The sequence below is a fragment of the Yersinia sp. Marseille-Q5920 genome (assembly GCF_946902935.1).
In the GTDB taxonomy this organism is placed as follows: domain Bacteria; phylum Pseudomonadota; class Gammaproteobacteria; order Enterobacterales; family Enterobacteriaceae; genus Yersinia; species Yersinia rochesterensis.
On sequence record NZ_CAMPQA010000012.1, the window covers coordinates 1 to 26,243 of the forward strand.

Consider the following 26,243-nt stretch of genomic DNA (forward strand, 5'->3'; position numbering starts at 1 on the left):
GTGATTTGAGAGAAATTAAGATTTTCAGCGAAGTTCCGAGATTGGATTGGCTGGCTGTGTGATATTGCATAGCGGGTTAATTGAAACAGAATTTGCCTGGCGGCCATAGCGCGGTGGACCCACCTGACTCCATGCCGAACTCAGAAGTGAAACGCCGTAGCGCCGATGGTAGTGTGGGGTCTCCCCATGCGAGAGTAGGACACTGCCAGGCATCAAACACGAGTTATCAGAATGACATCTGGTGACTAACAAAATCGCCAAAGGCGGTTTTGCATAGCGCGGAGCGCTGGCCCTGTAGAGGGTAAGTATCGGGAAGATACACGTAAAAGAATCGGTGGAGCGGTAGTTCAGTTGGTTAGAATACCTGCCTGTCACGCAGGGGGTCGCGGGTTCGAGCCCCGTCCGTTCCGCCACTTATTTAAATTATGCCTGCTTATCTTAGCAGGCATAATGTTAAGCATGATTTAGGGGCGTAGCTCAGTTGGTAGAGCACCGGTCTCCAAAACCGGGTGTCGCGAGTTCGAGTCTCTCCGCCCCTGCCATACAAATAGCCCTTCGCGAAAGCGAGGGGTTTTTTTATGTTAAAAATAATCATTTAGCTCGTTTTTTATACTGATTATGTGGTTCCTTTATGTATTTTCCCTCTTTTCTGGCGGCTGTCCCGATTTTTACATCAGGAATATCCATTTATTTTGCCGACATACAGCGCGTATTACCCCCATCAATAACTCTTATTGGTTATGTTTTTTATTAAAATAGCCATCACTCTTAGAAAGACAACATTCCCAATTCATGCTTACTTGGTTGAATTTATGTACAGAAAGTTGTTGTCTCTGCCCATTATTACTTCCACCAGATGAACTAAAGCTAATTAATATTTTAGTTAGCAGGCAAAAGATCTTTAGTTATTGATTCAGGAAATGTGGATTAGTAGCGTTTATCAAAAGCTCACTTTACTACCCAATATATCGGTTGTGGCAACTTTATTTATTGTCTGTGGCATGGGCTTTATTGTGCATGAATAGCCCATTTCTATTGATCACCACTTTATGATTTGCTGGCGATTTACGCTACACACTTTGATTAGGATCTAATACAGCGTTATATCACTTTTGATGACACTCTTTGCCCATGGTGGAAAATCTGTCATCAGAATTTTGCTATTTAGTTTTATTGCTATCCAGAGGGCGGTGAGTGCTTCTTATCGTGAACCACGAGGTTAAGCCTCAGTCGCCATCACTTAATCCTGTATGTCGCTTTGCGCGGCGTTATTCATAGGTGTTTTTAATAGCTGTCGAATTAATGTTTGTTGGTCACTGTTTTGCAACCAAACAGCATATAGTGGCCGCACGATAGGCGGTATATCAGTATTAATGGTCAGCTCTGGATATTCTTTTTGCCAATGTTCGGGCAAAAAGGCACAGCCACCGGTAGTATCCAACAGTTGCCGAGTTAAATGAGCCGACGTCGTGGTCAGCACGGGCATCTGTTCGTTGTTGAGTAAACGATTCTCTTGCTGATGGAAATCTGCTCCCCATTCCAGTTTGATATAGGGCGCTTCATTTGCATTTTTATGCTCAGTTTTATCGTCAATTATTTCTGATAGAGGGAGGGGACCTGATGAGAACAAACGCAATGAAAAATGTCCTAGAAGTTGACTTGCCAGTTCATCCATTTTAGGGGGTTCAGTTGTTATCAACAAATCCAGTTGCCGTTCGTGCAACTGCTTCACCAGTGATTGCCGTAGTGCAACACGGGCTTCAAGGCGTAATGCTTCTCGCTGTTTATATAACTGTTGCAACCAAGGGGTGAGGTAGGCCTCCCAAAGTGATGCGGTTGCACCAATAGACAACTCGGTGTGTTGTAGCGAATGTACAACCTCTTTTTTGGCTAGTTGCCAGGTACTCATCAATGTTTCGGCGTAAGGAACCAGCCGCTCACCCGCAGGGGTCAGACGAATATTATTGCGATGGCGAGTGAATAAATTTGCACCTAATTGATTTTCTAATTGACGGATACGAAAACTCACCGCCGACTGCGTTAAGTACAAAGATTCAGCTGCGCGACCAAAGTGGCGAGTTCTACTGACCTCCAAAAAGGTTTTCAGTAATTCGGTATCCACACCTATCTCCAATTTTTTTATCGTTAAGATTTAAATGTTTTGTTTTACACGATGTCAAGCCTATCTAATACTCCGCGCCATAAACAGCACGACCATGAGAGAATTAGGAGCGTGTCAGATGGCGGATAGCTTCATCACGACCAATCGTTTTTTTGATAATAAACATTATCCTCGCGGGTTCTCGCGTCACGGCGATTTCACCATTAAAGAGGCGCAATTACTAGAGCGCCACGGTTATGCTTTCAACGAGCTTGACCTCGGTAAACGCGAGCCTGCAACAGAAGAAGAACAGTTATTTGTTGCTGTTTGTCGCGGCGAGCGTGAGCCAGTCAGCGCCGAAGAAAAAGTCTGGTCTAAATATGTGACCCGGACCCGTCGGCCTAAACGTTTCCATACGCTGTCTGGCGGTAAACCGCAGATGGACGCAGTGGAAGATTATACTGATAGCGACGACTAATTCCCGTCGTCTTTGAAGCCGCAGGGATGTTAGCTACGCGACCTCCCCGAATCACTTACTTGGGTAAGCTCATCGGGATTAATGAGCCTCATTCTTAAGGCTCACCCTACGGGCTAGCATAAATGCTGTTCAAATCTGCTCCCGGCAAATTTGTCGGTTGCTTGCTAACTACCTGCGACTTCAATGACATTGGGCATAAGCATCTTGATTAAAAAGGGGCTTTTATTCCCTTTTTTATATTAAGCTTTTATGTAATTGCAAAAGCAATCGGTCCATACAACGATAGCTTAGCGCCTCTGAAAGATGATTTTTTTGAATATTATCTTCCTGAGCTAGATCGGCAATGGTTCGTGACACTTTCAATATATGGTGCCACGCACGGACTGACAGGCCGAGCTTCAGCAGAACTTGTTCCAGAAAAGCAGTGTTCTCAGGTGTTAAATAGCAATATTCAGCTATCTCCTGGCTGTTAAGTTGCGTGTTTATCTTCCCCGCTCTATCCAATTGCCTTTGCCTGGCCTGTAATACTCTCTGCCTGATGGTTTTGCTTGGCTCTCCTTGATGTCTTTGTGCTCCGAGCATTCCTGTCGGGAGTAGCGGGACTTCTATCGACAAATCAAATCTGTCCAAAAATGGGCCTGACAATTTTGCCAGATAGCGCAGGATTTGTTGTGGCGGCGCTCGGTTATGAACACCTTGATAATGCCCGCTAGGGCTAGGGTTCATTGCGGCGATAAGCTGTACTTTAGCCGGAAAACAAACTTTAGCCGCTGCACGGGAAATGGTAATTTCGCCTGATTCCAGTGGCTCGCGCAGTGAATCCAGTACTCTGCGTTCAAACTCCGGTAGCTCATCCAGAAAAAGTACCCCATTGTGTGCCAGTGATATTTCGCCGGGACGGGGAATTGACCCTCCGCCAATCAGAGCGGCCATTGATGCGCTGTGATGCGGTGCGCGAAAAGCCCGGCAGCGCCATTGGGCGGGCAGTTCATTACTGTGTAGCAGGCCATTAATGGCTGCGGCCTCCAGTGCTTCTTGCTCCGTCAGTGGCGGCAGTAGCCCAGTTAGCCGATTTGCTAGCATGGTTTTCCCCGTCCCCGGAGGCCCGAGCAATAGCAGGTTATGCCCACCAGCCGCTGTTATCTCCAGCACGCGTTTGGCTTGTGATTGGCCGATGATATCTTGTAGGTCGAGGCGGTTGTCCCAATCGACAACATCTTCAAGGCGTTGGCCCTGAGCTAGGGTATTCTCCTCTTGTAAAAAACCGCATACTGCGAGCAAGTTTTCTGCGACCCAGCTGTTACCTTGGGCTATCAATCCAATTTCGAGACTGTTCCCTGACGGCAAAATTAATTGTCGATGGACATGGCTGCTGGCGAGTGCGGCTGGAATTGCGCCGCTAACACGTCTTAGCGCCCCCGATAAGGCGAGTTCACCCAAGAACTCATAGTGCGCTAATTTATCCGCAGGAATCTGCTCTGACGCTGCTAATATCGCTAAAGCAATCGGCAGGTCATAACGGCCGCCTTCTTTGGGCAAATCTGCCGGTGCCAAGCTGACCGTGATTCGTTTAGCTGGAAAGATGAAGCCGCTGTTAATCAGCGCGCTGCGAACCCTATCCCGCGCCTCTTTCACAGTGGTTTCCGGTAATCCAACTAAAACGAATCCCGGTAACCCATTGCTAATATGAGCTTCAACTGTGATGGCGGGCGCCTGGATACCTAATGTGGCGCGGGTATGAATAGTTGCCAGTGACATGGTGCTTTCCTTTGCTGTCATGCGTCCTTAGTGTCGGGCGTTGTTACAGAGTGCCTCAGAATTTTTGTCAGTGTCTGGGAAAAGGGGTGTTTTGCGAAAGCTCGCGAAAAGTTTCGTTGCAATGAATGTATCAAAATCAAAAATTGCGATGTGGTACGCAGTAAAAAGGCCAAACTGTCGATATGGGTTTTACTGATTGATAAATAATATATTTATCCTGTTTTGTCTGTGTGCCCACAAAATAATAATTTAAATAAATATTGTCAGACAACTAATAACTGTGATAACTCTGTAGGTATTCGTTCGACACTAGACAGATGAACAACCTAATTATGAAAGCGATTTTCCAAGTGATTAACCTAGTCCTAATTAGCGTGGTGGTGATTATTATCCCACCGTGCGGGGCTGCACTTGGACGAAAAAAGGCATAAAAATCAAGCCTTAATCACAAGAAAACCCCCGCACCGAAAGGTTCGGGGGTTTTTTTATCATTACATTAAAGGACGCGAGGAACATAAAATGCACAACAGAATAAAATCCTGCTCACCTCGCGAACGGTCGGGGAAATAACTATGAATGGTGCTCAGTGGGTGGTTCAAGCGTTGCGTGCGCAGGGTGTTAGTACAGTATTCGGCTATCCGGGCGGGGCGATTATGCCGGTCTACGATGCTTTGTATGATGGCGGTGTCGAGCATCTGCTCTGCCGCCATGAGCAGGGCGCTGCCATTGCTGCTATTGGTTATGCGCGTGCAACCGGTAAAGTTGGGGTGTGTATTGCCACTTCCGGCCCCGGAGCCACTAATCTGATCACCGGTTTGGCGGATGCTTTACTGGATTCTGTGCCGGTTATTGCTATCACCGGCCAAGTCGGTTCTGCATTAATCGGCACTGATGCTTTTCAGGAAATTGATGTTTTAGGTCTGTCTCTGGCCTGTACCAAACACAGTTTTTTAGTTGAATCATTGGATGCGCTGCCGGGCATCATGGCGGAAGCATTTGCCATCGCGACCAGTGGCCGCCCCGGCCCCGTTTTAATTGATATCCCGAAAGATATTCAGTTGGCCGTGGGTGAGTTGACCCCACACCTGATGCCAGTTGAAGAGTATCTCGTTGATTCTGCGGCTGAATTACAACAAGCTTTAGATATGCTGGCGACGGCAAAAAAGCCGATGCTGTATGTTGGCGGCGGTGTTGGAATGGCGCAGGCGGTTCCGGCTTTACGCGAGTTTATCGAGGTGACGGGCATTCCTGCCGTGGCCACGCTGAAAGGATTAGGCGCACCGGACACCGAGCACCCTTGTTATCTGGGGATGTTGGGGATGCATGGTACTAAAGCGGCGAATTTCGCCGTGCAGGATTGTGATTTATTGATAGCGGTTGGCGCGCGTTTTGATGATCGGGTGACTGGCAAGTTGAATACATTTGCTGCGAAAGCCAAAGTTATCCATATGGATATCGACCCGGCCGAGCTGGGTAAATTGCGTCAGGCGCACGTCGCGTTGCAGGGCGATTTGAAAGTGTTGTTGCCTGCTTTGCAGCAACCGCTGAACATTCAGCCGTGGCGTGATGAGGTTATGGGCTTAAAACACCAGCATAGCTGGCGTTATGATCACCCTGGCCAGGCAATTTATGCTCCGTTATTGTTGAAGCAAATTTCTGAGCGCAAAGCTCCACAGACCGTGGTGACCACCGACGTGGGCCAGCACCAGATGTGGACGGCGCAGCATATGAACTTTACCCGCCCTGAGAATTTTATCACTTCCAGCGGCTTGGGCACGATGGGCTTTGGCGTACCCGCGGCTGTTGGCGCACAAATGGCCCGCCCGGATGATATGGTCATCTGTGTCTCCGGTGACGGCTCGTTTATGATGAATGTGCAGGAGCTGGGCACCATAAAACGAAAACAGTTGCCGCTGAAAATCGTTTTGTTGGATAACCAACGCTTGGGTATGGTAAGGCAATGGCAGCAACTGTTTTTTGATGGGCGTTACAGCGAAACCAATCTTTCTGACAACCCCGATTTTATCACTCTGGCCAGTGCTTTTAATATTCCTGGCCAACGAATCACCCGCAAAGACCAAGTCGACGCCGCTCTGGATGCGCTGTTTAACAGCGAAGGCCCTTATCTGCTCCAGGTTTCCATCGACGAACTCGAAAACGTTTGGCCGTTAGTGCCGCCAGGCGCAGGTAATGAAACCATGCTGGAGAAAATCTCATGATGCACCACCAACTCTCTATCCAACATCAAATCTCTATCCAAGCCCGCTTCCGCCCTGAAATGTTAGAGCGTGTATTGCGGGTTGTGCGGCACCGCGGCTTTCAGGTTTGTGCTATGAATATGTCGCCAATGATTAATGCTGAGAATGTTAATATTGAATTGACCGTTGCCAGCCAGCGCCCTGTCGATTTACTGTCTTCACAGCTGAGCAAGCTTATGGATGTCGCCTGCGTCGAGATCCTACAACCTAATACATTACAGATACGCGCCTGATGCGCCACAAGGAAAGAAAAGAATGACGAAGAAAGCTGATTTTATCTGGTTTAACGGCGAAATGGTTCCGTGGGCAGAGGCTAAAGTTCACGTGATGTCTCACGCGTTACACTACGGCACGTCAGTCTTCGAAGGTGTCCGTTGCTACAATTCCCATAAAGGGCCAGTAGTTTTTCGTCACCGCGAACACATGCAGCGCTTGCATGACTCAGCCAAAATTTACCGCATGCCAGTTTCCCAGACTGTTGATGAGCTGATGGAAGCTTGCCGCGAAACGTTGCGCAAAAATAACCTGACCAGCGCTTATATCCGGCCATTAGTGTTTATTGGTGATGTCGGCATGGGGGTAAACCCGCCAGATGGCTATAAGACTGACGTGATTATTGCTGCTTTCCCATGGGGCGCTTATCTGGGCGCAGAAGCGCTGGAGCAAGGTATTGATGCGATGGTTTCTTCATGGAACCGTGTGGCACCAAACACCATTCCAACCGCAGCCAAAGCGGGCGGTAACTACCTGTCTTCCTTGCTGGTGGGCAGCGAAGCACGCCGCCACGGTTATCAGGAAGGGATTGCGCTGGACATTCACGGCTTCCTGTCTGAAGGTGCGGGCGAAAACTTATTTGAAGTGAAAGATGGCATTCTGTTTACTCCGCCATTTACCTCTTCTGCTCTGCCGGGTATTACCCGCGATGCCATTATTAAACTGGCGAAAGACATGGGGCTGGAAGTGCGTGAACAAGTATTGTCGCGCGAATCTCTTTACTTGGCGGATGAAGTATTTATGTCCGGCACTGCGGCAGAAATCACCCCGGTGCGCAGTGTAGATGGCATCCAGGTTGGTATTGGTAAACGCGGCCCGATCACGGCAAAAATTCAACAAGCATTCTTCGGCCTGTTCACTGGTGAAACTGAAGATAAACACGGTTGGCTGGATCCGATCAATCCATAATAAATAAAAACTGACAGACAGGATCAGCAGGTGGTTCGTTCGCCACCTGCAACAGGTTATATCTGCAACAACAAATTGATTTGCAATACAAAAAACTGGAGTGAAGAGACAATGCCTAAGTACCGTTCCCATACCACCACCCATGGCCGCAATATGGCCGGCGCCCGCGCACTGTGGCGCGCTACCGGTATGACCGATGATGACTTCGGCAAACCGATTATTGCAGTTGTTAACTCATTTACCCAGTTTGTACCGGGCCACGTTCATTTGCGCGACTTAGGCAAGCTGGTAGCGGAGCAAATTGAAGCGTCTGGCGGTGTGGCGAAAGAGTTCAACACTATTGCAGTGGATGATGGGATCGCGATGGGCCATGGCGGTATGCTGTATTCTCTGCCTTCACGTGAATTGATTGCTGACTCCGTAGAGTACATGGTTAACGCCCACTGCGCGGATGCCATGGTGTGTATCTCTAACTGCGACAAAATTACCCCAGGGATGCTGATGGCGTCTCTGCGGCTGAATATCCCGGTTATCTTTGTTTCTGGCGGCCCGATGGAAGCCGGTAAAACCAAATTATCCGACAAAATTATTAAGCTGGATCTGGTCGATGCCATGATTCAGGGCGCAAACCCGAATGTCAGCGATGCTGTCAGTGATCAAATTGAGCGCTCAGCTTGCCCGACTTGCGGCTCTTGTTCCGGGATGTTTACGGCTAACTCAATGAACTGTCTGAATGAGGCGCTGGGTCTGGCGCTGCCGGGTAACGGCTCATTGCTGGCAACTCATGCTGACCGTAAACAACTGTTCCTCGATGCCGGCAAGCACATTGTGGCGCTGACCAAACGTTATTATGAACAAGACGATGAGAGCGCCTTGCCGCGTAACATTGCTAACAAAGCGGCATTTGAAAACGCCATGACGCTGGATATTGCCATGGGCGGTTCCACCAATACCGTGCTGCATTTGCTGGCGGCAGCGCAGGAAGGCGAAATTGATTTCGATATCAGCGATATCGACCGTCTGTCCCGTAAGGTTCCGCATTTGTGCAAAGTGGCACCGAGCACCCAGAAATACCATATGGAAGATGTGCACCGTGCCGGTGGTGTGGTGGGGATTTTGGGTGAGTTGGACCGGGCTGGCTTGCTGAATCGCGAAGTGAAAAACGTGTTGGGTCTGGACTTGCCACAAACGCTGGAAGCCTATGACGTGATGCTGACCAAAGACGAAGGGGTCAAGCAGATGTACTCCGCAGGCCCGGCTGGCATCCGCACCACGAAAGCATTCTCACAGGATTGCCGCTTCCCATCACTGGATACTGACCGCCAAGAGGGCTGCATCCGCACCCGCGAGCATGCTTACAGCCAAGACGGCGGTTTAGCGGTGCTGTATGGAAATCTGTCGGAAAATGGCTCAATTGTTAAAACCGCTGGGGTAGATAAAGACAGCTTAACTTTCCGCGGCCCGGCCAAAGTCTATGAGAGTCAGGATGACGCGGTTGCCGCTATTCTGGGCGGAAAAGTAGTGGCGGGTGATGTGGTTGTTATCCGCTACGAAGGGCCGAAAGGTGGGCCGGGGATGCAGGAAATGTTGTATCCGACCACTTATCTGAAATCCATGGGATTAGGCAAAAGCTGTGCATTGCTGACTGATGGCCGTTTCTCCGGTGGCACCTCCGGTTTATCTATTGGTCATGCTTCGCCAGAGGCTGCCAGCGGTGGGTTGATTGCTTTGGTGCAAGATAGCGACATCATTGATATTGATATTCCAAACCGTGCTATGAAGCTGGATGTCAGTGATGCTGAGCTGGCTGCGCGCCGCGAAGCAGAATTGGCGCGCGGTGATGCTGCATGGACACCGAAAGCACGCGAACGTCAGGTTTCTTATGCGCTGCGCGCTTATGCTTTACTGGCGACCAGTGCCGACAAAGGTGCAGTGCGCGACAAAAGTAAGTTGGGAGGCTAATACCCATGGCGGTATCACAACCCTTATCTGCTGCCCCCGATGGGGCAGAATATCTGCGGGCGATATTGCGCGCGCCGGTGTATGAGGTGGCGCAAGTCACCCCGCTGCAAGTGATGGAAAAGATTTCTTCTCGCCTGGCTAATACCATTTTGGTGAAGCGCGAAGACCGACAGCCGGTACACAGCTTTAAACTGCGCGGTGCTTACGCGATGCTGGCCGGCCTGACAGCAGAACAAAAAGCCTGTGGTGTGATAACGGCTTCTGCCGGTAATCATGCGCAGGGCGTGGCGCTCTCGGCCAGCAAGCTGGGTGTCAAAGCATTGATCGTGATGCCAGTGGCAACTGCTGACATCAAAGTGGACGCGGTGCGCGGTTTTGGTGGTGAGGTGCTGCTGTTCGGTGCCAATTTCGACGAAGCCAAAGGTAAAGCTATTGAGCTATCCCAATTACAGGGCTATACCTTTGTCCCGCCATTCGACCACCCGGCGGTGATTGCCGGGCAGGGGACACTGGCGATGGAGTTGCTCCAGCAAGACGCCCATCTTGACCGGATCTTTGTTCCTGTTGGCGGCGGTGGGCTAGTGGCCGGTGTGGCAGTGCTTATTAAACAACTGATGCCGCAGATTAAAGTCATTGGTGTTGAAGCGGAAGATTCCGCCTGTTTACGGGCTGCGTTGAATGCCGGTAAGCCAGTGGATTTGGCGCGTGTTGGGTTATTTGCCGAGGGCGTGGCGGTTAAGCGCATTGGCGAAGAGCCTTTCCGCTTGTGCCAGGAATATCTCGACGAAGTGATCACCGTCGATAGCGACGCCATTTGTGCGGCAGTCAAAGACATATTTGAAGATGTACGCGCCATTGCCGAGCCGTCAGGCGCTTTGGCGCTGGCGGGCCTAAAAAAATATGTGCAGCAGCATAATATTCAAGGTGAGCGTCTGGCCCATGTGCTCTCCGGCGCTAACGTTAATTTCCACGGTCTGCGCTATGTCTCAGAACGCTGTGAGCTAGGTGAGCAACGCGAAGCTTTGCTGGCCGTGACTATTCCTGAGCAAAAAGGCAGTTTCCTGCGTTTCTGTGAGCTGTTGGGTGGCCGGTCGGTGACGGAATTTAACTATCGTTATGCTGATGCCGAAAACGCCTGCATTTTCGTCGGGGTGCGTTTGACCCGTGGTCATATCGAGCGGGAAGAGATTTTGTCCGAGTTACGGGCGAAAGATTATCAGGTAGTGGATTTGTCCGATGACGAAATGGCTAAATTGCACGTGCGTTATATGGTCGGGGGGCGTCCTTCCAAGCCATTGCGCGAGCGTTTGTATAGCTTTGAGTTCCCGGAATCCCCAGGCGCATTGTTGAAATTCCTGCATACCTTAGGGACGCATTGGAATATTTCTTTGTTCCATTATCGTAGTCACGGTACTGATTTTGGTCGGGTATTGGCAGGGTTTGAGTTGTCAGATTCTGAGCCACAATTTGAACAGCATCTGACGGCACTGGGCTATGATTGCCACGATGAAACCAATAATCCGGCGTTTAAATTCTTTTTAGCGGGTTAATTGGCGTACTGCGAACGACAATCTACTTACGAACTACCTACGACCTACAGTAATCTCCAAAATGCTTCAATCAACGGCTCATTGAGCCGTTTTTTGGGCACGCAAACCCCCAATTCAAACGGTTCTACCAGCGAAATATCATCCAACAGAGAAATACGGTTGCGCACTGGTTCTGGGCTATTGTCTACCACGACTGACGGGATCAGCGCGACGCCACAACCCAAGGCCACCATCGACACAATAGCCTCATGACCGGAAACTGTTGCGTAAATCAGGGGGTTAGTAATGCGCTGGCGGCGGAACCACAAATCAATGCGTTTTCGCGATGGGCCGTGCTCCGGCAGAATAAAGGGAACATTGGCCCAATCAGGCTGGTCGACAGAGATTAACTCTCGCACCGCACAAGGGAGTGCCGGGGCAATTAACACCAGCGGTATCTCGCCAATCTGAGTAAATGCCACGCTGGTGGGCAGCACTTCAGGACGGCCCGCAATGCCGAGATCGGCTTCATTCGATTGGACTTTATCTACTGCGTCGGCCGCATCACCGGTGGTGAGTTTGATTTCAACCAGTGGATGGCGCGCGCGAAAGCGGTCCAAAATCGGCGGTAAATGGCTATAAGCGGCGGTAACCGAGCAAAATAACCGCAGCTCGCCACTTAGCGATGGCCCGTGTTGGCCCAAGGCATGGAGCAATTGTTGATATTGCAGCAGGGTTTGTTGCGCAAAAGCTTTCAACTGAGTCCCGGCATCCGTCAGTTGTACGGTGCGATTATCACGTAAAAACAGCGGCTGACCGATGGTCTCTTCCAAGCGCTGAATCTGGCGCGAGAGGGTGGACGGACTGACATGCATTGCTTTGGCGGTACGGCCAAAATGGCGGCTTTCAGCCAAATGAAGAAATAATTTCAGGTCGCGTAAATCCATCACAGACAGCCTCTTGGGGGAGAAGAGCCATTGTATTGCATAAGGAATAAAGAGTATTGCAGAATCTGCAATATCACATTGTTAATATATCAATTTCAGCAATGTGTTTCCTGTCATATAGTGATTCCAAGATAATCCCCGGCACAGACAGGGGATGTGAAAAAAAACAGTATAAGTACACAAACACCACATTCGTTTGCAGTCACTAAAAAAATAGCTGCACCCACAAAACAGAACCCGAACGGAGTAATACCATGGCTAACTATTTCAACACATTGAACCTGCGTCAGCAGTTGGCGCAATTAGGTAAGTGTCGCTTTATGGCACGTGACGAATTCGCCGATGAAGCAAATTACCTGAAAGGCAAAAAAGTGGTGATTGTCGGCTGTGGCGCACAAGGTTTGAACCAAGGTTTGAACATGCGCGATTCAGGTTTGGATGTGGCTTATGCCCTGCGTAAAGAAGCTATTGCTGAAAAGCGCGCCTCATGGCGTAAAGCGACTGAAAACGGCTTCAAAGTCGGCACTTACGAAGAGTTGATCCCACAGGCAGATTTAGTGGTTAACTTGACGCCAGACAAACAACATTCCACCGTAGTTCAAGCCGTTCAGCCGTTGATGAAAGATGGCGCTGCGCTGGGATACTCCCACGGTTTCAACATTGTTGAAGTGGGCGAGCAAGTGCGTAAAGACATTACAGTAGTGATGGTAGCGCCGAAATGCCCAGGTACTGAAGTTCGTGAAGAATACAAACGTGGTTTTGGTGTGCCGACATTGATCGCGGTTCACCCAGAAAATGACCCTAAAGGCGAAGGCATGGCGATTGCCAAAGCTTGGGCAGCGGCTACTGGCGGCCATCGTGCTGGCGTGCTGGAATCCTCTTTTGTTGCAGAAGTTAAATCTGACCTGATGGGCGAGCAAACTATCCTGTGTGGTATGTTGCAGGCCGGTTCACTGTTGTGCTTCGACAAGCTGGTTTCTGAGGGCACTGATGCAGCTTATGCTGAAAAACTGATGCAGTTCGGCTGGGAAACTATCACCGAAGCGCTGAAACAAGGCGGGATTACGCTGATGATGGACCGCTTGTCCAACCCAGCTAAATTGCGTGCTTATGCGCTGTCTGAGCAATTGAAAGAGATTATGGCTCCATTATTCCAGAAGCATATGGACGACATTATTTCCGGTGCGTTCTCTAGCGGCATGATGGCAGACTGGGCAGAAGACGACGTTAAATTACTGAACTGGCGTGAAGAGACCGGCAAAACAGCCTTTGAGAATGCGCCACAGTTTGCAGGCAAAATCTCTGAGCAAGAATATTTCGACCACGGCGTATTGATGATTGCCATGGTGAAAGCCGGTGTTGAATTGGCATTCGAAACTATGGTTGATTCTGGCATTATCGAAGAATCTGCTTATTACGAATCTCTGCATGAATTACCGCTGATTGCGAACACCATTGCTCGTAAGCGCTTATATGAAATGAACGTGGTTATTTCTGATACCGCAGAATACGGTAACTATTTATTTGCTAATGCGGCTGTTCCGTTGCTGAAAGGCAAGTTTATGGATTCTCTGCAAGCCGGTGATTTGGGCAAAAGTGTTGCCGGGACTGCAGTAGATAATGCGCAACTGCGTGATGTAAATGAAGCTATTCGCAACCACCCAATTGAAGCGGTTGGTCATAAACTACGTGGCTATATGACCGATATGAAACGTATTGCTGTTGCAGGCTAATGCCCCTTGCTCTTGACGCCGCCGTGTTGTTAGCGGCGTTTAAATCGACTTAAAACAGGCCGCTGCCATTATTTAATGGCAGCGGCTTTTTTTTATCTCAAATTCTGTGTATTTCGCGACATAAAAATTTATTAAATTAATGCTATCACGGCCCGAAAAAAACCTTGTAAGGTGTTAATCGTGGTTAAGCACATCGCAGACAATATCAGTATTTAACGCTATCAATCACTCTATTCTTATCAAGAAAATAAAGCACCTCGCTAATTAGTGGGGTGTTTTTATTTATGGGTATTACACAGATGAATAATAAAACTAATGACATCTAAATAATATTAAGGAGGTGAATAGGACAAATAAATTTAGCCGTAAATATTCTCGTTAATTATGAAACTTAAATAAGGAAATAAGATATGGGAGAAGGACACAGTAATACAACCGGCCATGGTGCTCGTGGCCCCACCGGGGGCGTTAAAGGGGGGCCAACAGGATTTGGCACCGGAAATCCTAATCGGGGTAGTGGATGGGGAGTTTCACAGACTCCCTATGGCCCTCTTCACAATTACAATCCCAGCAAATTTGGGCATGGCAACCGACGCGGTGGTAATCGCAGTGGTCATGCAGGTCATCGTGGCAATACACCGAACCTGTCACAACGGCCAGAACTACAGGTTGCCATTGTTCCCGGCGTCGCGGTTCCCTTATCGCTGGTTGCCAGTGAATGGGGCTTAACGCTGTTTAAGCCAAAGATAGTTGCTGGTGCGCTCGACTTAGCACTGACCCGGCTGGGAATGTTTGTAATGGATGCGGCCCCTTATGTCGGGCGGTTCGCCGGGGTGGTTGGCATGTTGTTGGCACCCTCTGAAATCGCGAAAGATGATATGTCAGTGACCCGGCGTACCCTCGTCACCCTGCCAGCGGAGCGCATCACGAGTGTGCCATTTGCACAGTTACCCACTCAGCCCGCAGTAGTGGCTAATGCCCGCTTGCATGATGTGGTACAGGATGGCGTACAAAAAATCGCAGTGGTGAAGTCCAGCAAGGAACCGATGACGGTACCGGTGGTACAGGCCAAACCCACTGCCCGGCCGGGAGTATTCACCGTTCAGATACTTAATGGTATGCCCCCTATTCACATCCATGTTGAAAACAGTTCCCCACCCCCCGATACAGCACAACCAACGGGTGTCAGTGAAGTGAGAGATAGCCCTGTAACACCGGTATTTTCTCCACTGGGAAATAACAGCCATGACGCAATTGTCTACTTCCCCGCAGAAGCCAATACCGATCCAGTTTATATCTCAGTCACCACAGTATTGATGCCTGAACAGATTGAACGGGTGGAAGAAGAAAATCGCCAAAAACAGGCGAAATGGGCGGCCAGTTATCCGGTCGAAGCGGCGCAATACCAGCTAAGTCAGGCGGGTGACGCTTTAGTCAGAGAGCAGCACAACATTGAACCCTATCGGGCGGCATTGGAGGCGCTTAATGATACCTGGGAAGGACAGCTGTTAAGTGACCCAGACGAATATCCGCTTAGTTATGAGTTTGATGATTATGTCTATATGTGGGGTAACTATGGGTACCATTTTATGTTCGACATTGAGATCAAAAACCGCGAGGACCTGGATAATTTATTAAATCTTGGTGGTGAAGCTTTTGATCCTTTCCCTGATGGTCTGAGCCAAGAAGACCTTGAAAAGTACGGGGATTATGCCGGGTATATTATGCAGGAGTTGAAGATTGAGCAATACAATCTGTTGCGCGAACATCTGCTGGTTCATCAGGATAAAATTGATGCAGCTCAGTTGGCTTTAGATCCTTTTCAATATCAATTAGATATCGCTATAGATGCAGTCAATAACGCGGAGCAGCACTTAACTCAGGTCAGGGCACAGTTGGCTGAAGCTGAAAATGCCCGACTGGCGGCAGTAGCCGCAGAGCGGCAGCGGGTGGAAAATGCCCGTCTGGCGGCAGTAGCCGCAGAGCGGCGGCGGGTTGAAAATGCCCGACTGGCGGCAGTAGCCGCAGAGCGGCAGCGGGTGGAAAACGCCCGGCTGGCGGCAATAGCCGCAGAGCGGCAGCGGGTGGAAAATGCCCGACTGGTGGCTGAAGCCGCAGAGCGGCGGCGGGTTGAAAATGCCCGACTGGCGGCTGAAGCCGCAGAGCGGCAGCGGGTGGAAAATGCCCGACTGGCAGCAGAAGCCGCAGAGCGGCAGCGGGTGGAAAATGCCCGTCTGGCAGACGATCTCGCCAGACAGCAAGCAGTTATTCGTGATAATACCTTTTCCTTACCTGCTTATCCGATCGGGGGGATACATCCGCCCGGTTTGGCCGCCGCAGGAGTGGGGGCCACGGTGTTAAGCCCTCGGGTCGCTCGCGAATTTAGCGCCGCATTCCGGGTGGCATTGGCGAGATTAAGTACGATTGCGACCACTTCATTGGCAGGCCCGATGGCGGTGATCATCGGCGCTGGTTTCTACTCAAGCAACGAGGGAGAAGGATCAGATCGACCCCTGGGATGGGAAAAGCCAACACTGGTGGGCAGCTTCCCGGTGAGTGGAATGGGATTATCCCCTGCAACACCACTGCCGCAACAAGGTGAAATTGATCTTCCTATCAGAATGTTGATGGCGGATAAGGATGACTGGACGAGTGTCTATGCGGTCAAACCCGATGCTGTGCAGGTTGCCGCGAAGGTAAAAGTCGTCGCCGCGCAATTTGATCCATTGCACGGCGTTTATACTTTTACCACCGACAACCAGCCGCCACGTACTTTTACCTTCACACCGGCGCGGGCGCCCGGCATGGATATCGGCACGGCATTGCCACAACCGGCAGGTGCTCCGGACTTTCCGCAGCATACAGGAACGGATATCACTTTTCTGGCCACCAAGCCTGATATGGTATTTTTGGCGCTGGAAGAGGGAGATTTCCACGATTACATCATCTGGTTCCCGGCAGACTCGGGGCTGGAGCCGGTGTATGTTTATTTTAAGACACCCCGAGATGAGCCGGGGGTTGTTACAGGCCACGGGCAGCGGGTTTCAGGGGTTTGGCTGGCGGGGGCTGGCAAAGATTTGGGTGTGCCCATTCCCGCGCAAATTGCCGATAAATTACGTGGTAAACGGTTCAGTAATTTTGATAGATTTAGGGAAGCATTTTGGCAGGAGGTGGGGAATTATCCTGAATTGGCTGGGCAGTTTAATCCAAACAATATTTCATTGATGAAAAAAGGTTTCTCTCCGCATCCTATATCGTCAGAAAAGGTTGGTGGGAGAGATACATTTGAACTCCATCATGTGAATCGAGTTAAAGATGGTGGGGCCGTTTACGATGTGGATAATTTGCGAGTAGTCACGCCGAAACGCCACATTGAAATTCACTCAAAAAATGGGGGGGAATAATATGGAGTCCAAAGAAAAGTATGAGTGTTATACAGAATCTGAGTTTTTAGAGTTTATTAGAGATATCTGTGAGGTGAATACTGACAGTGAGTTTTTGCATGGTTCTTGGGTAAGGCACTTCACAACAATTATTGAACACCCTAATGGTTCTGATTTGATTTATTATCCAGAAGAGGGTGCAGACGATAGCCCTGAGGGTATTTTAGCCGAAATAAAAAAATGGCGAGCCGAGAATGGTAAGCCCGGATTTAAGGAGTAAGCTATATAGTTAAGTAATAATATAAGCCGCCGCTCTGACGGTTTATATTTATGTTATTAATTAATTTACCAAATTATTAACACGATCTTTACTGCATCATCTGGCCCCGACATGTTCGAGGAGCCCCATTCCCGCGCAAATTGCCGATAAATTACGTGGTAAACGGTTCAGTAATTTTGATAGATTTAGGGAAGCATTTTGGCAGGAGGTGGGGAATGATCCTGAATTGGCTGGGCAGTTTATCCCCAGAAATGTGACTCGAATGAAACATGGAAGATCCCCTAGAGCTAGATTTATTGATACTGTGGGAGGAAAACGCTCATTTGAAATACACCATGTAAAATATATCCGCGATAAAGGAGATGTTTATAATATAGATAATTTACATGTAATAACACCCAAAAGACATATAGAGATTCACTCAAAGAAAGGAGAATGAAATGGAGTTAAAATATAAGCTAGAAGAGTATAGGGAGTCTGAATTCATTGAGTTAATCTCAAAGATTATTTTAGATAAAGGCTTAGAGGATGAACTAGATTCTCTTTTAGAGAACTTTATAAACGTTAGTGAACACCCTAATGGTTCTGATTTGATTTATTACCCAGAAGAGGGTGCAGACGATAGCCCTGAGGGTATTTTAGCCGAAATAAAAAAATGGCGAGCCGAGAACGGTAAGCCCGGATTTAAGGAGTAAGCTATATAGTTAAGTAATAATATAAGCCGCCGCTCTGACGGTTTATATTTACTACATCATAAAAAGTATATATCTAACGGTGGAGGAATATATAATGTTGATAACATTAGTGCTACCACAGCTAAAGATATATAAATAATCACAAGGAGATATAATGAACATTAAAAATAATATTTCTGACTATACTGAACTTGAGTTCTTAAATTTTGTGAAAGATATTTACTATGATACATATTCATCTGAGGATGAACATGTTAAGGCCGTCTTACAATTTGAAACCTTGACAGAGCACCCAGATGGCTCTGATTTGATTTATTATCCTAATGATAATCGAGAGGACAACCCTGAAGGTATTGTAGCTGAGGTAAAAAAATGGCGAGCCGAGAATGGTAAGCCCGGATTTAAAGAGTGAATTATATAGTTAAGCAATAATATAAACCGCCGTTCTGGCAGTATATATCATCTTAGTTTATTGTTATATTAATAATTAATCCGTCATATGGCGGTTAACTGCTCGAAGTTCAGAAGAGGGTGTATTGACTTTCGTATCTGAATGCAGAGATGTAAAAATTATTAAATTAATGCTATCTCGGCCCGAAAAAACTCTTGTAAGGTGTTAGTAGTGGTTAATTATTTTACAGAAACATCTATTTCTTTTTAATCTTATTAATATAAAAAATTTTTCTTGTAAATAAATAGGCCTTGCTAATTAGTGAGGTCTTTTTTTTATGATTGATATTAATGAAGTAAATAAAAAGATATTAAAATATAAAAAGGAGATAACTAATGAGTGATATTCAAACTGTCTTGACCCGTTGGGGCGTATGGGCGAGAGAACATTCTCAGCTGGATTATCCCCATATCGCTAGCGGATTTAAGGGGGTGGAAACCAGAAACAAAATGGCTGAATCCTGCTGCGATAATGACGGATTAGCCATTGATAAAACAATCGGGAATTTACAACGAGCCTCGCGAGAAAAAGAATTAGAGCTTATCCTACGTCATTATGTTTATGGGCAATCGAAAGCTTCTATTGCTCGATTGAAGAAATGTAATGAACGGGAAATTAGACGTCAATTACAAATTGCTGAAAGTTTTATTGAAGGGTGTATAACACAATCTGATATTTCACTGGAAATGCAGGTGTAATGATTTATATATTTTGTAAATGTAATAACGTTTAATGGGGCAGGGCGAGGCTAAAGCTTATTGGGCAACCTTTTAGTTGTATCTAACCTCAGAGAAACAAGTTGCTATTAATAATAGGGTCAGATTTTAACCCTTAGAACTCTCAGAATTAATAGCTATTGGAGTAACTCCCGGTTAATGCAATTGCAGCTTATTTTAACTTCTTCGTAATCACCGTGGACATTGCCAAAATATGGGTAGGTAATGACTGCTTCTGCATAATTGTCTTGATCGAAAAACGAATAAGAGACCAAATGATTGCTGGTACCCCAGCGTAATAGAAGTCTTCCATTAGGTACTGACCGGAAGGTTTTAAGTTGGCCAAGAGGGGGTAAAATTGAGTTATTTATTGGCCTATCTTATGTTCAAGAAGATCTATTTTTATAACTTTAGTTAATGTATTTCCCCGAAATTAAATAAATGGCAAGGCTACAGAGCTGTAAATCGACTCTGTTTTTGGCTAACCCAGCAAACTGACATTCCCATCAGCGTACTTTATTTTAGATTGCTGCTAAAAGTCTTATTGTTACCTAATTCATCGACTAAGACAAAATCAACGGTTTTGCTGCCCACCAAGGGTGAACGATTGAGTGGAAAATTCAATTTAGAGAAGGGGGCTACCATATCCGGCAAGCTTTCAGCGCTACCTAATGTGAGGGCGGAGAGTGAGGCATAATAAGGTGTCGGGTTATCAACTCTTACCAAGGCGGTATCGCCGTTACGTTCTAAAGTAAAAGTTAATGCTTTGCTGACACTATCCGCTGGGGCGGGCAAGTTTTTAGGGCGATAAAACACTTTATACTGCATGCGCAAAGCCAGTGTAACGGAAGACTCATCATCGGCTTTAGGTGTTGCTTTTGGGGGGATTTCGTAAACGTTGAGCCAAAATGCAGACTCTCTATCCAGCGGTAATTTACTGGCACCCGATAAAATCAAACGTAAGCTGCGTTGGGCTTGTGGTTGTAAGCGAAACAATGGCGGTAACACTAGCACTGGCGAAATCGCTTTCTCCGGTGTTGCCATCAAATCACCATCATCCACCCACACCTGCACCGCCACCGGGTAGCTATTACTATTGACCAATTGCAGTGATTCTTCCGTGTTGCCCTCACTGAAGATAATACGTGTTCTTTCGGCCACGACACTTGCCATGGCCGGCACACTAGAGGCCATTATCAGTAATAATAACAGCCCATTGATTCTGCGTTTAAAACACAGATTATTGAACACGGATAACCACTTGCGCATGTGCATTCACCGCTCCTGCCGTCACAGTTTGCCCGCTGATTTTACTTAACTCAGCCCGAAAATTCTCAGTGTAGCTGTTGCCGCCACTCACTGTGCCGGTTACTTCTTGCGCGCCTTGGAGGATACCATACCAACCACCGTTATTACCGGTTTGAGTCACATTCTTTGATAGCAGATAAATCGGGGTGTTGTTGCGGTAGATACGGATCCCAACGCCATTGGCCATTCCGGCTGCGCCATAATTATCCGAAACCAAGTGACTAATACCACCGCTGCCATTTATTAACCCTAATGTTTGGGCTTTGGCGGCATTCGCCGCAGGTACCAGAAAGCCCATAGCCACCGCACCGGCATTGACGCCGGAGGTAATGCCGGTCTGGCACTGGAAATCCACATTAAATTCAGCCGAACTGCTCGCGCCATTATTCAATTCTGCCACAGAAATTCGGGGCAATATCACCGTCGGGGTAAAATTGGTCACCGCACAAATGGTGGTGCGGCGGAAAGTGACATAATTGTACAACCCGATAGAGGCAGGCCAAGTGCCATACCAACCAGGCCAGTTTGTTACTGAGTCAGTCCCCTCAACAGGGCCACTAATGCCAGGCCCTTTAAAGGCAATATAGGCATTCGGTTGAGTATAGGCGTAAGCATAAGAGGCCACATTATAAGCACCTGCACGGATATAATTAATGCGAAATAGTTCGGTATACAAATTACTGAAATTTTTTGCTTTGACCAGAATACGGCCGGTACTGTCGGTATCCAGCCCGGTTAGACGACGTCCTTTCCATAAGCGAGAGTAATACTCGCCAGTGGATAGATTTGTAAGGCGGATGACGACATTGGCGACAACAGTGGCAAAACCGGAGGGAACATTGCCGGCAATGAGACCATCTTCATTTTTGCCGCCATAGTCATTATCCCCGTTAGTGGCATACATCTCGAAGAGCTGATCAACATCAGCAGCAGCACAGCGGAACAGGACGCGCTCCGGGTCATAACCGGTATTCAAGGCGAAAGTGGTGAAGTCGGAGGTGGCCGCTGCCAACAATGTGCCATCGGGTTGAAAGTTTGCATTGGTACTGAGATCAATAAGGCCCGGTAAACCGAGTGACCCGTTATTATAATCAAGTGAACCTGCCCACGCACTGGCGGTGCCATCACCGGCAGCCAACTGGCTTTGTGCTGTGATTTTGGTACAAGCTGACCATGCAGAAGTGCTAAATAGCCCGATCAGCAGCATCGTTCCCGCCACAATATACGGGCGATGGAAATGAGTAGGCATTGTTGGCCGTGAGACTTCGCAAGATATTAACTGCTCTGTTGGTCTTAACATTATTTTTCTCATAATGGTTAACGGCGGCAACTGCCTGTTATATGGATAATATCTTGCTCAGTATCTTGGCTAGCAAAATTATAAGGTAGTTCACATTGTTCAGTGCTGTTTTCACCCCAGCGAACATAAAGTGAACCTTTGTTATCTTTCACTCGCACATAGATCTGATTCCCCTGGCCCACCATACCAACCAGTTCATCTTTGCTGTTAAAGACATCAGCGCCCAGAGGTAACCCTTCACCATCCGCTGTTTGGGTCTGAATTAATACCGCATAGCCAGTCAAAGTTTCGAATTTCACTTTCACAGCCGCCCCGGCATAAGGAACAACCCGCCCCTGATTCTCTTTCAGTTCAGTATTGCGATTAATGCCTTTGGTATCCAAACCGACCGTATTGTAATTATAAGGCGTTAATGACGGCACCAGAGCAAAACCATTATTATCAATTCTCGCCCCTTGTGCATTTCGCACTGTCGCACCTTGAGCACCATCGGCTTCAATTAGACCAAAGGTATCGCCTAAATAAGGCCCGAGTGTTATACCTTTACTGTGTATTACTGCCGCGCCGCGAGCGCCAGCACCATATTGAGTATAATTATTGCCACGAGAATAACTGCCATTGACGGTGGCGTTAGGGAATTGCTTTTGCACATTGGCTCCCCAGTTATTTGAACTGCCACTGGTATTACTGTCGTCATAACCGGCATTGACTGAATAATTAAAAGTTTTACGTTCTCCGGCGGTACCTGATAATGACGTCTGATAGTTATTACCACTTTTCGGATTGCGGTTGGCCGACAGGGATAAATATTGATTCCCCCCGCCAATATTCAGTGGAATAGACACTGTTAACGAGGCGATATTTTCGGTATTACCGTAGCGTGTTGTTGTCGCCGTCTGATCAGTATCATCGACATCCCAACCAAACTGGGTGGAAGTATAAATTGTGCGCTGACGGCTAATGGCCACATTGTAGCTGATATTGTTATAGCTATTTGAATAGTTTAGCTGTAACTGGGTATCTCTCTGGGTATCGTTATAATAATCACTGGTTGAAGCTGAGGCTGCTAATTGACCATATCCACCTAAAGTTTGGTTTATTGTGGTGGTAAATTGGCTGCGCTGCTTATAGGTCGATGAATCCCAAGTCCCGCCATTTTTTTGTACCGAACGCACGCCAAATACATCATTTAAATCACGATACCCTTTGGTTGAATAGCGATATCCCGCCAATGAGAATGTGGTGCCAGTTTCATTAAATGTCTGGCTATAAGTTGCCTGCATCCGCCAGCCATTCTGGGTTTGATCATCTTCAACTTTGGCGTGGGAATAGGTGGTATTAAGACCAAATGCGCCAATTGGTGTCCCTAATACCCCCCCCGCAAGTAATGCGGCATAATCTTGTGCTAAACGAAGCCCACTGTTGGCTGTTAATTGATTCGTCAGCCCACGCTCATAGGTAAAATCAGTGAAATAGCTATCAATATTAGTGAAATCACGTGATTCCCCAATGACCGCATTATAACGGCTCACGCCAGGGCGCATTGAATCCGGTACTGCACTGAAAGGTACAGTAAATGTCGAGCGGCTGCCATTAGCTTCTACCACTTCAACATTAAGGTCACCCTGACTGGTGGTACTGTACAAATCGTTAATAACAAATGGGCCGGGAGCGACGTTGGTTTCATATATTTCACGGCCATTCTGGCGAATAATCACCCGGGCATTACTGGTGGCAACACCACGAACTTCAGGAGCGAAGCCGCGCATTGATTGTGGCCACATGCGTTGGTCGGTTGCCATTTTTGCGCCACGAAATGACATGGTGCCGAATAAGGTGCTGTCGGTGAAAGTTTCACCCAGTGTCAATTGGCTATCTAATTGCTCGATAGGGCGCTGCACATAAGTGCGGATATTATTCCACTGGGTATCACTGTTATTGTTATTACTGGCATAGCGCACATTTGATTGCTGACGTAATTGCCACAATCCGAGATTGAGGCCACTTTTTAAGCCAACAAAACCGTAATCAGAAGTGCTATTTTGCTGGGATTGGGTCTCGCTACGATAAAAGTTAGCGCTGTAGTTAACGAATGCGAGTTTTTCGCCTTCTTCCCATTCAGTGCGCTCAATATAACCCCGAGGCCGTTTTTGTAATAATGATTGTGGGATAGAAAGCTCTAAGCGCAGTTTGGCCTGATCAAAATGAAAAGACGCTCCTTTTACTCGCTCTGATAAAGGCAGACATTGCCCTGTAGCCACAGAATCTGAAGGTGTTGCTTCTGCTTCTGATTCTACCTCAGCGGCATTAGGTTCTTTAGGCGTGGTGTTATTTTTATTGGATAGTTCAACGCCGGCAGCGGTTAAGAACTCATCATCCAGGCACGGGTAAGCCTCCGATGAATCAGCATTCTTAATAAACTTAATCGTCGTGCGCTTGAAGAGTTTGTTATTAACCAAGACATCTACAGCATCGTAGTTTCCGGGCGTAACAGAATTCTCTTTATTCAACTGATTCAGGCCCGACGCAAATTTTGTGCCTAAAAAGAGAGATTCATCAAATTCGAGATTTTGTGGGTCTTCCTGAGCCAAAACAGTATCGACATGTAAAATTAAAGTTATGCACAACGTTAATAATTTCTTGCGGCCAGAAAACTTCTTTTTTAGAACGACTTGTTTTGGTTCGACTTGTGCAAGCCCCATAAATATTCCTTCGCCGGAAAGTTACTACTGAATTTTATAACTACTGAATTTTATGACTATTGAATTTTGTAACTACCGGCATCTTGCCCGCCAAAATCATTCACTAACAGGAAATTAACCATAGCATTTGAAGGGGCAGATGAAGTTGGAATAATCCACTGAGCCTGAGACATTGGAGCAATCATCTCTGATTTCATTTTGAGTTTTTTACCACCGCCAACGACTTCACCACTGGCAATGGTGGCATAGAACCCGGTTGGATTTTTGCCTGTCACAACAACATTTTTACCTTGTTGGCGTACAGTAAAAGTCAGTGTGCTAGCAACTTGGTCAACACGGCCAGCAATATTTTCGGGCCGATAAAACACTTTAATGCGGTTACGCATCAACACTAACATTTTATTATTCTTTTCTGCTTTATTAACGGGGGGAACCTGTAAAAAATTAAGATAGAACACAGATTCTCTGTCCGTTGGCAAACCACTTCCGGTATATTTCAGCCGTAATGTTTGGCCTGCATTTGCTTCAATACGAAAGAACGGCGGGGTGACAATAAACGGAGCTTTACCCGTTTCTGGTGTTGATTGAGCATCACCACTGTCTAACCAGACCTGGACAGCATTAGGAAAATTATCTTTATTGGTTAATTGGACACTGTGCTCTTTTTCACCTGCCGAATATATAATACGGCTGCCGCTCATGACTACGCTGGCGTTAGCAAAAGATATACCCATAAGAATTAATAAAGGGATAAGCAGATAGCGGTAGCTATTTATATTAAACATGATGGGAATATCCTCTGAAAGGAACGGCCAAATAGTATTATACCCTGGGTACTCGAAGTTGCGGGGGGTTAGCTACACGTGCTACCCGCAACTCCAATTACAGAGAGTATAACTTATACTACAATAATGATATTACAGGTAAGAAACTGCGTATTGTACAGAGGCGATCACAGAACCAGGGCCAGCTTGACCGGTAGCATAATATTGAACAGCGAAATCATGTTCTGCTGATGTTGCGTTGGCTTTTAACACCATACCCTCTTGTGGTACACCACTATTCAGATCAATAGCTGTTGTTGTGACGGCATCTTTCAGTAATTGAAGCTCAACATTTGATGCTGTGCCGGTATTTTGTAAGTTACCATTAGTTGTAACTTGGTTGCCAACAAAAACTGTTTTTATATCAATATCATCAGTGCTTTCTGCACAGCCTGATACACCCAGAGTAAAGGTTGTCTTACCGGCGGTTTTACCCTGAGTATCTAAATCGCCGCTTGATACTGTTGGCAATAATACAGTTGGGTTTGCGTCCAGGCCGTTGACGGTAACAGCACAAGTTTGTGAAGTAACTTCACCTTGGAAAGTAATTGTATTATTGCTAGCTGCCATTGAAGCAGTTGTAGATGCTGCGAATAAAGCCATAGCCAAAGTAATCTTATTCATTTGAAACTCCAA

General features: G+C 47.3%; 22 protein-coding genes, 2 tRNA genes, 1 rRNA gene and 1 pseudogene. 18 read left to right on the forward strand and 8 right to left on the reverse strand.

All coding sequences use genetic code 11. From position 1 onward, the window contains the following. Positions 1-95 precede the first annotated feature (95 nt). The 3 genes from rrf to OVO64_RS15995 all read left to right on the forward strand — a co-directional run bounded on the left by rrf (position 96) and on the right by OVO64_RS15995 (position 542). Positions 96-211, forward strand: a 5S ribosomal RNA gene (rrf, locus tag OVO64_RS15985). 125 nt (positions 212-336) lie between these two features. Continuing rightward, positions 337-413, forward strand: a tRNA-Asp gene (locus tag OVO64_RS15990). Positions 414-466: 53 nt separating this feature from the next. Next, positions 467-542: transfer RNA gene (locus tag OVO64_RS15995), tRNA-Trp, on the forward strand. 698 nt (positions 543-1,240) lie between these two features. Here OVO64_RS15995 and hdfR read toward each other — a convergent pair. Next, entirely contained in the window at positions 1,241-2,122 is an 882-nt protein-coding gene (gene hdfR / locus OVO64_RS16000) for an HTH-type transcriptional regulator HdfR (RefSeq protein ID WP_038638081.1), read from the reverse strand. Between the two features lie 118 nt (positions 2,123-2,240). On the opposite strand from hdfR, the gene OVO64_RS16005 reads away from it, so the two are divergent. Continuing rightward, positions 2,241-2,579, forward strand: coding sequence for a DUF413 domain-containing protein (locus tag OVO64_RS16005; RefSeq protein WP_042562488.1), 339 nt, complete (start codon positions 2,241-2,243; stop codon positions 2,577-2,579). A 234-nt stretch (positions 2,580-2,813) separates the two neighbouring features. Here OVO64_RS16005 and OVO64_RS16010 read toward each other — a convergent pair whose 3' ends face one another. Then, positions 2,814-4,337, reverse strand: coding sequence for a YifB family Mg chelatase-like AAA ATPase (locus OVO64_RS16010; RefSeq protein WP_038638085.1), 1,524 nt, complete (start codon positions 4,335-4,337; stop codon positions 2,814-2,816). 332 nt (positions 4,338-4,669) lie between these two features. Here OVO64_RS16010 and ilvL point away from each other — a divergent pair, with 332 nt between their 5' ends. The 6 genes from ilvL (at position 4,670) to ilvA (ending at position 11,289) form a co-directional block, all read left to right on the forward strand. Further along, a complete protein-coding gene (ilvL, locus tag OVO64_RS16015) occupies positions 4,670-4,768 on the forward strand; it encodes an ilv operon leader peptide (RefSeq protein ID WP_071841758.1) in 99 nt (32 codons plus the stop codon). A 141-nt stretch (positions 4,769-4,909) separates the two neighbouring features. Next, positions 4,910-6,556 carry an acetolactate synthase 2 catalytic subunit gene (gene ilvG, locus OVO64_RS16020; protein ID WP_038638088.1) on the forward strand — a complete coding sequence of 549 codons (1,647 nt, stop codon included), beginning with the start codon at positions 4,910-4,912 and terminating at the stop codon, positions 6,554-6,556. Continuing rightward, positions 6,556-6,828 (forward strand): acetolactate synthase 2 small subunit, encoded by a 273-nt coding sequence (gene ilvM / locus OVO64_RS16025; protein ID WP_038639976.1) that lies wholly within the window; start codon positions 6,556-6,558, stop codon positions 6,826-6,828. The genes ilvG and ilvM overlap by 1 nt, the downstream gene beginning before the upstream one ends. Before the next feature lie 22 nt (positions 6,829-6,850). Further along, positions 6,851-7,777, forward strand: a complete 927-nt coding sequence (locus OVO64_RS16030) for a branched-chain amino acid transaminase (protein WP_038638091.1) — start codon at positions 6,851-6,853, stop codon at positions 7,775-7,777. Between the two features lie 111 nt (positions 7,778-7,888). Continuing rightward, positions 7,889-9,739 carry a dihydroxy-acid dehydratase gene (gene ilvD / locus OVO64_RS16035; RefSeq protein WP_267248893.1) on the forward strand — a complete coding sequence of 617 codons (1,851 nt, stop codon included), beginning with the start codon at positions 7,889-7,891 and terminating at the stop codon, positions 9,737-9,739. A gap of 5 nt (positions 9,740-9,744) precedes the next feature. Then, positions 9,745-11,289: a threonine ammonia-lyase, biosynthetic gene (ilvA, locus tag OVO64_RS16040; protein ID WP_038638095.1), complete on the forward strand. Its 1,545-nt coding sequence runs from the start codon at positions 9,745-9,747 to the stop codon at positions 11,287-11,289. Between the two features lie 44 nt (positions 11,290-11,333). On the opposite strand, the gene ilvY is transcribed toward ilvA, so the two are convergent. Next, positions 11,334-12,215, reverse strand: a complete 882-nt coding sequence (gene ilvY, locus OVO64_RS16045) for an HTH-type transcriptional activator IlvY (RefSeq protein ID WP_038638098.1) — start codon at positions 12,213-12,215, stop codon at positions 11,334-11,336. 254 nt (positions 12,216-12,469) lie between these two features. On the opposite strand from ilvY, the gene ilvC reads away from it, so the two are divergent. From ilvC to OVO64_RS16075, 8 genes and pseudogenes are all read left to right on the forward strand, one after another. Next, a complete protein-coding gene (gene ilvC / locus OVO64_RS16050) occupies positions 12,470-13,948 on the forward strand; it encodes a ketol-acid reductoisomerase (protein WP_145585991.1) in 1,479 nt (492 codons plus the stop codon). 410 nt (positions 13,949-14,358) lie between these two features. Beyond that, positions 14,359-17,352: a colicin-like bacteriocin tRNase domain-containing protein gene (locus OVO64_RS16055; protein WP_267248894.1), complete on the forward strand. Its 2,994-nt coding sequence runs from the start codon at positions 14,359-14,361 to the stop codon at positions 17,350-17,352. 1 nt (position 17,353) lies between these two features. Beyond that, positions 17,354-17,611, forward strand: a complete 258-nt coding sequence (locus OVO64_RS16060) for a bacteriocin immunity protein (protein WP_145509798.1) — start codon at positions 17,354-17,356, stop codon at positions 17,609-17,611. 127 nt (positions 17,612-17,738) lie between these two features. After that, a pseudogene (locus OVO64_RS20560) lies at positions 17,739-18,050 on the forward strand (HNH endonuclease signature motif containing protein); the annotation flags it as partial. A gap of 1 nt (position 18,051) precedes the next feature. Further along, entirely contained in the window at positions 18,052-18,306 is a 255-nt protein-coding gene (locus tag OVO64_RS16065) for a bacteriocin immunity protein (protein ID WP_038638109.1), read from the forward strand. A 21-nt stretch (positions 18,307-18,327) separates the two neighbouring features. Further along, positions 18,328-18,441 (forward strand): hypothetical protein, encoded by a 114-nt coding sequence (locus tag OVO64_RS20655; protein WP_369122214.1) that lies wholly within the window; start codon positions 18,328-18,330, stop codon positions 18,439-18,441. A gap of 19 nt (positions 18,442-18,460) precedes the next feature. Continuing rightward, on the forward strand, positions 18,461-18,718 hold the full coding sequence (locus OVO64_RS16070; RefSeq protein ID WP_404273932.1) for a bacteriocin immunity protein: 258 nt from the start codon (positions 18,461-18,463) through the stop codon (positions 18,716-18,718). Between the two features lie 374 nt (positions 18,719-19,092). Further along, a complete protein-coding gene (locus OVO64_RS16075) occupies positions 19,093-19,455 on the forward strand; it encodes an antiterminator Q family protein (protein ID WP_038638112.1) in 363 nt (120 codons plus the stop codon). A 534-nt stretch (positions 19,456-19,989) separates the two neighbouring features. On the opposite strand, the gene OVO64_RS16080 is transcribed toward OVO64_RS16075, so the two are convergent. From OVO64_RS16080 to OVO64_RS16100, 5 genes are all read right to left on the reverse strand, one after another. Then, a complete protein-coding gene (locus tag OVO64_RS16080; RefSeq protein ID WP_038638115.1) occupies positions 19,990-20,748 on the reverse strand; it encodes a molecular chaperone in 759 nt (252 codons plus the stop codon). Further along, entirely contained in the window at positions 20,714-22,030 is a 1,317-nt protein-coding gene (stbD, locus tag OVO64_RS16085) for a fimbrial usher protein StbD (protein WP_186368507.1), read from the reverse strand. The genes OVO64_RS16080 and stbD overlap by 35 nt, the downstream gene beginning before the upstream one ends. A 68-nt stretch (positions 22,031-22,098) precedes the next feature. Next, positions 22,099-24,783: a fimbria/pilus outer membrane usher protein gene (locus OVO64_RS16090; protein WP_038638124.1), complete on the reverse strand. Its 2,685-nt coding sequence runs from the start codon at positions 24,781-24,783 to the stop codon at positions 22,099-22,101. A 56-nt stretch (positions 24,784-24,839) separates the two neighbouring features. After that, positions 24,840-25,568 carry a molecular chaperone gene (locus OVO64_RS16095; protein ID WP_050292413.1) on the reverse strand — a complete coding sequence of 243 codons (729 nt, stop codon included), beginning with the start codon at positions 25,566-25,568 and terminating at the stop codon, positions 24,840-24,842. A 132-nt stretch (positions 25,569-25,700) separates the two neighbouring features. After that, entirely contained in the window at positions 25,701-26,231 is a 531-nt protein-coding gene (locus OVO64_RS16100; protein ID WP_038638129.1) for a fimbrial protein, read from the reverse strand. Between the last annotated feature and the right edge of the window lie 12 nt (positions 26,232-26,243).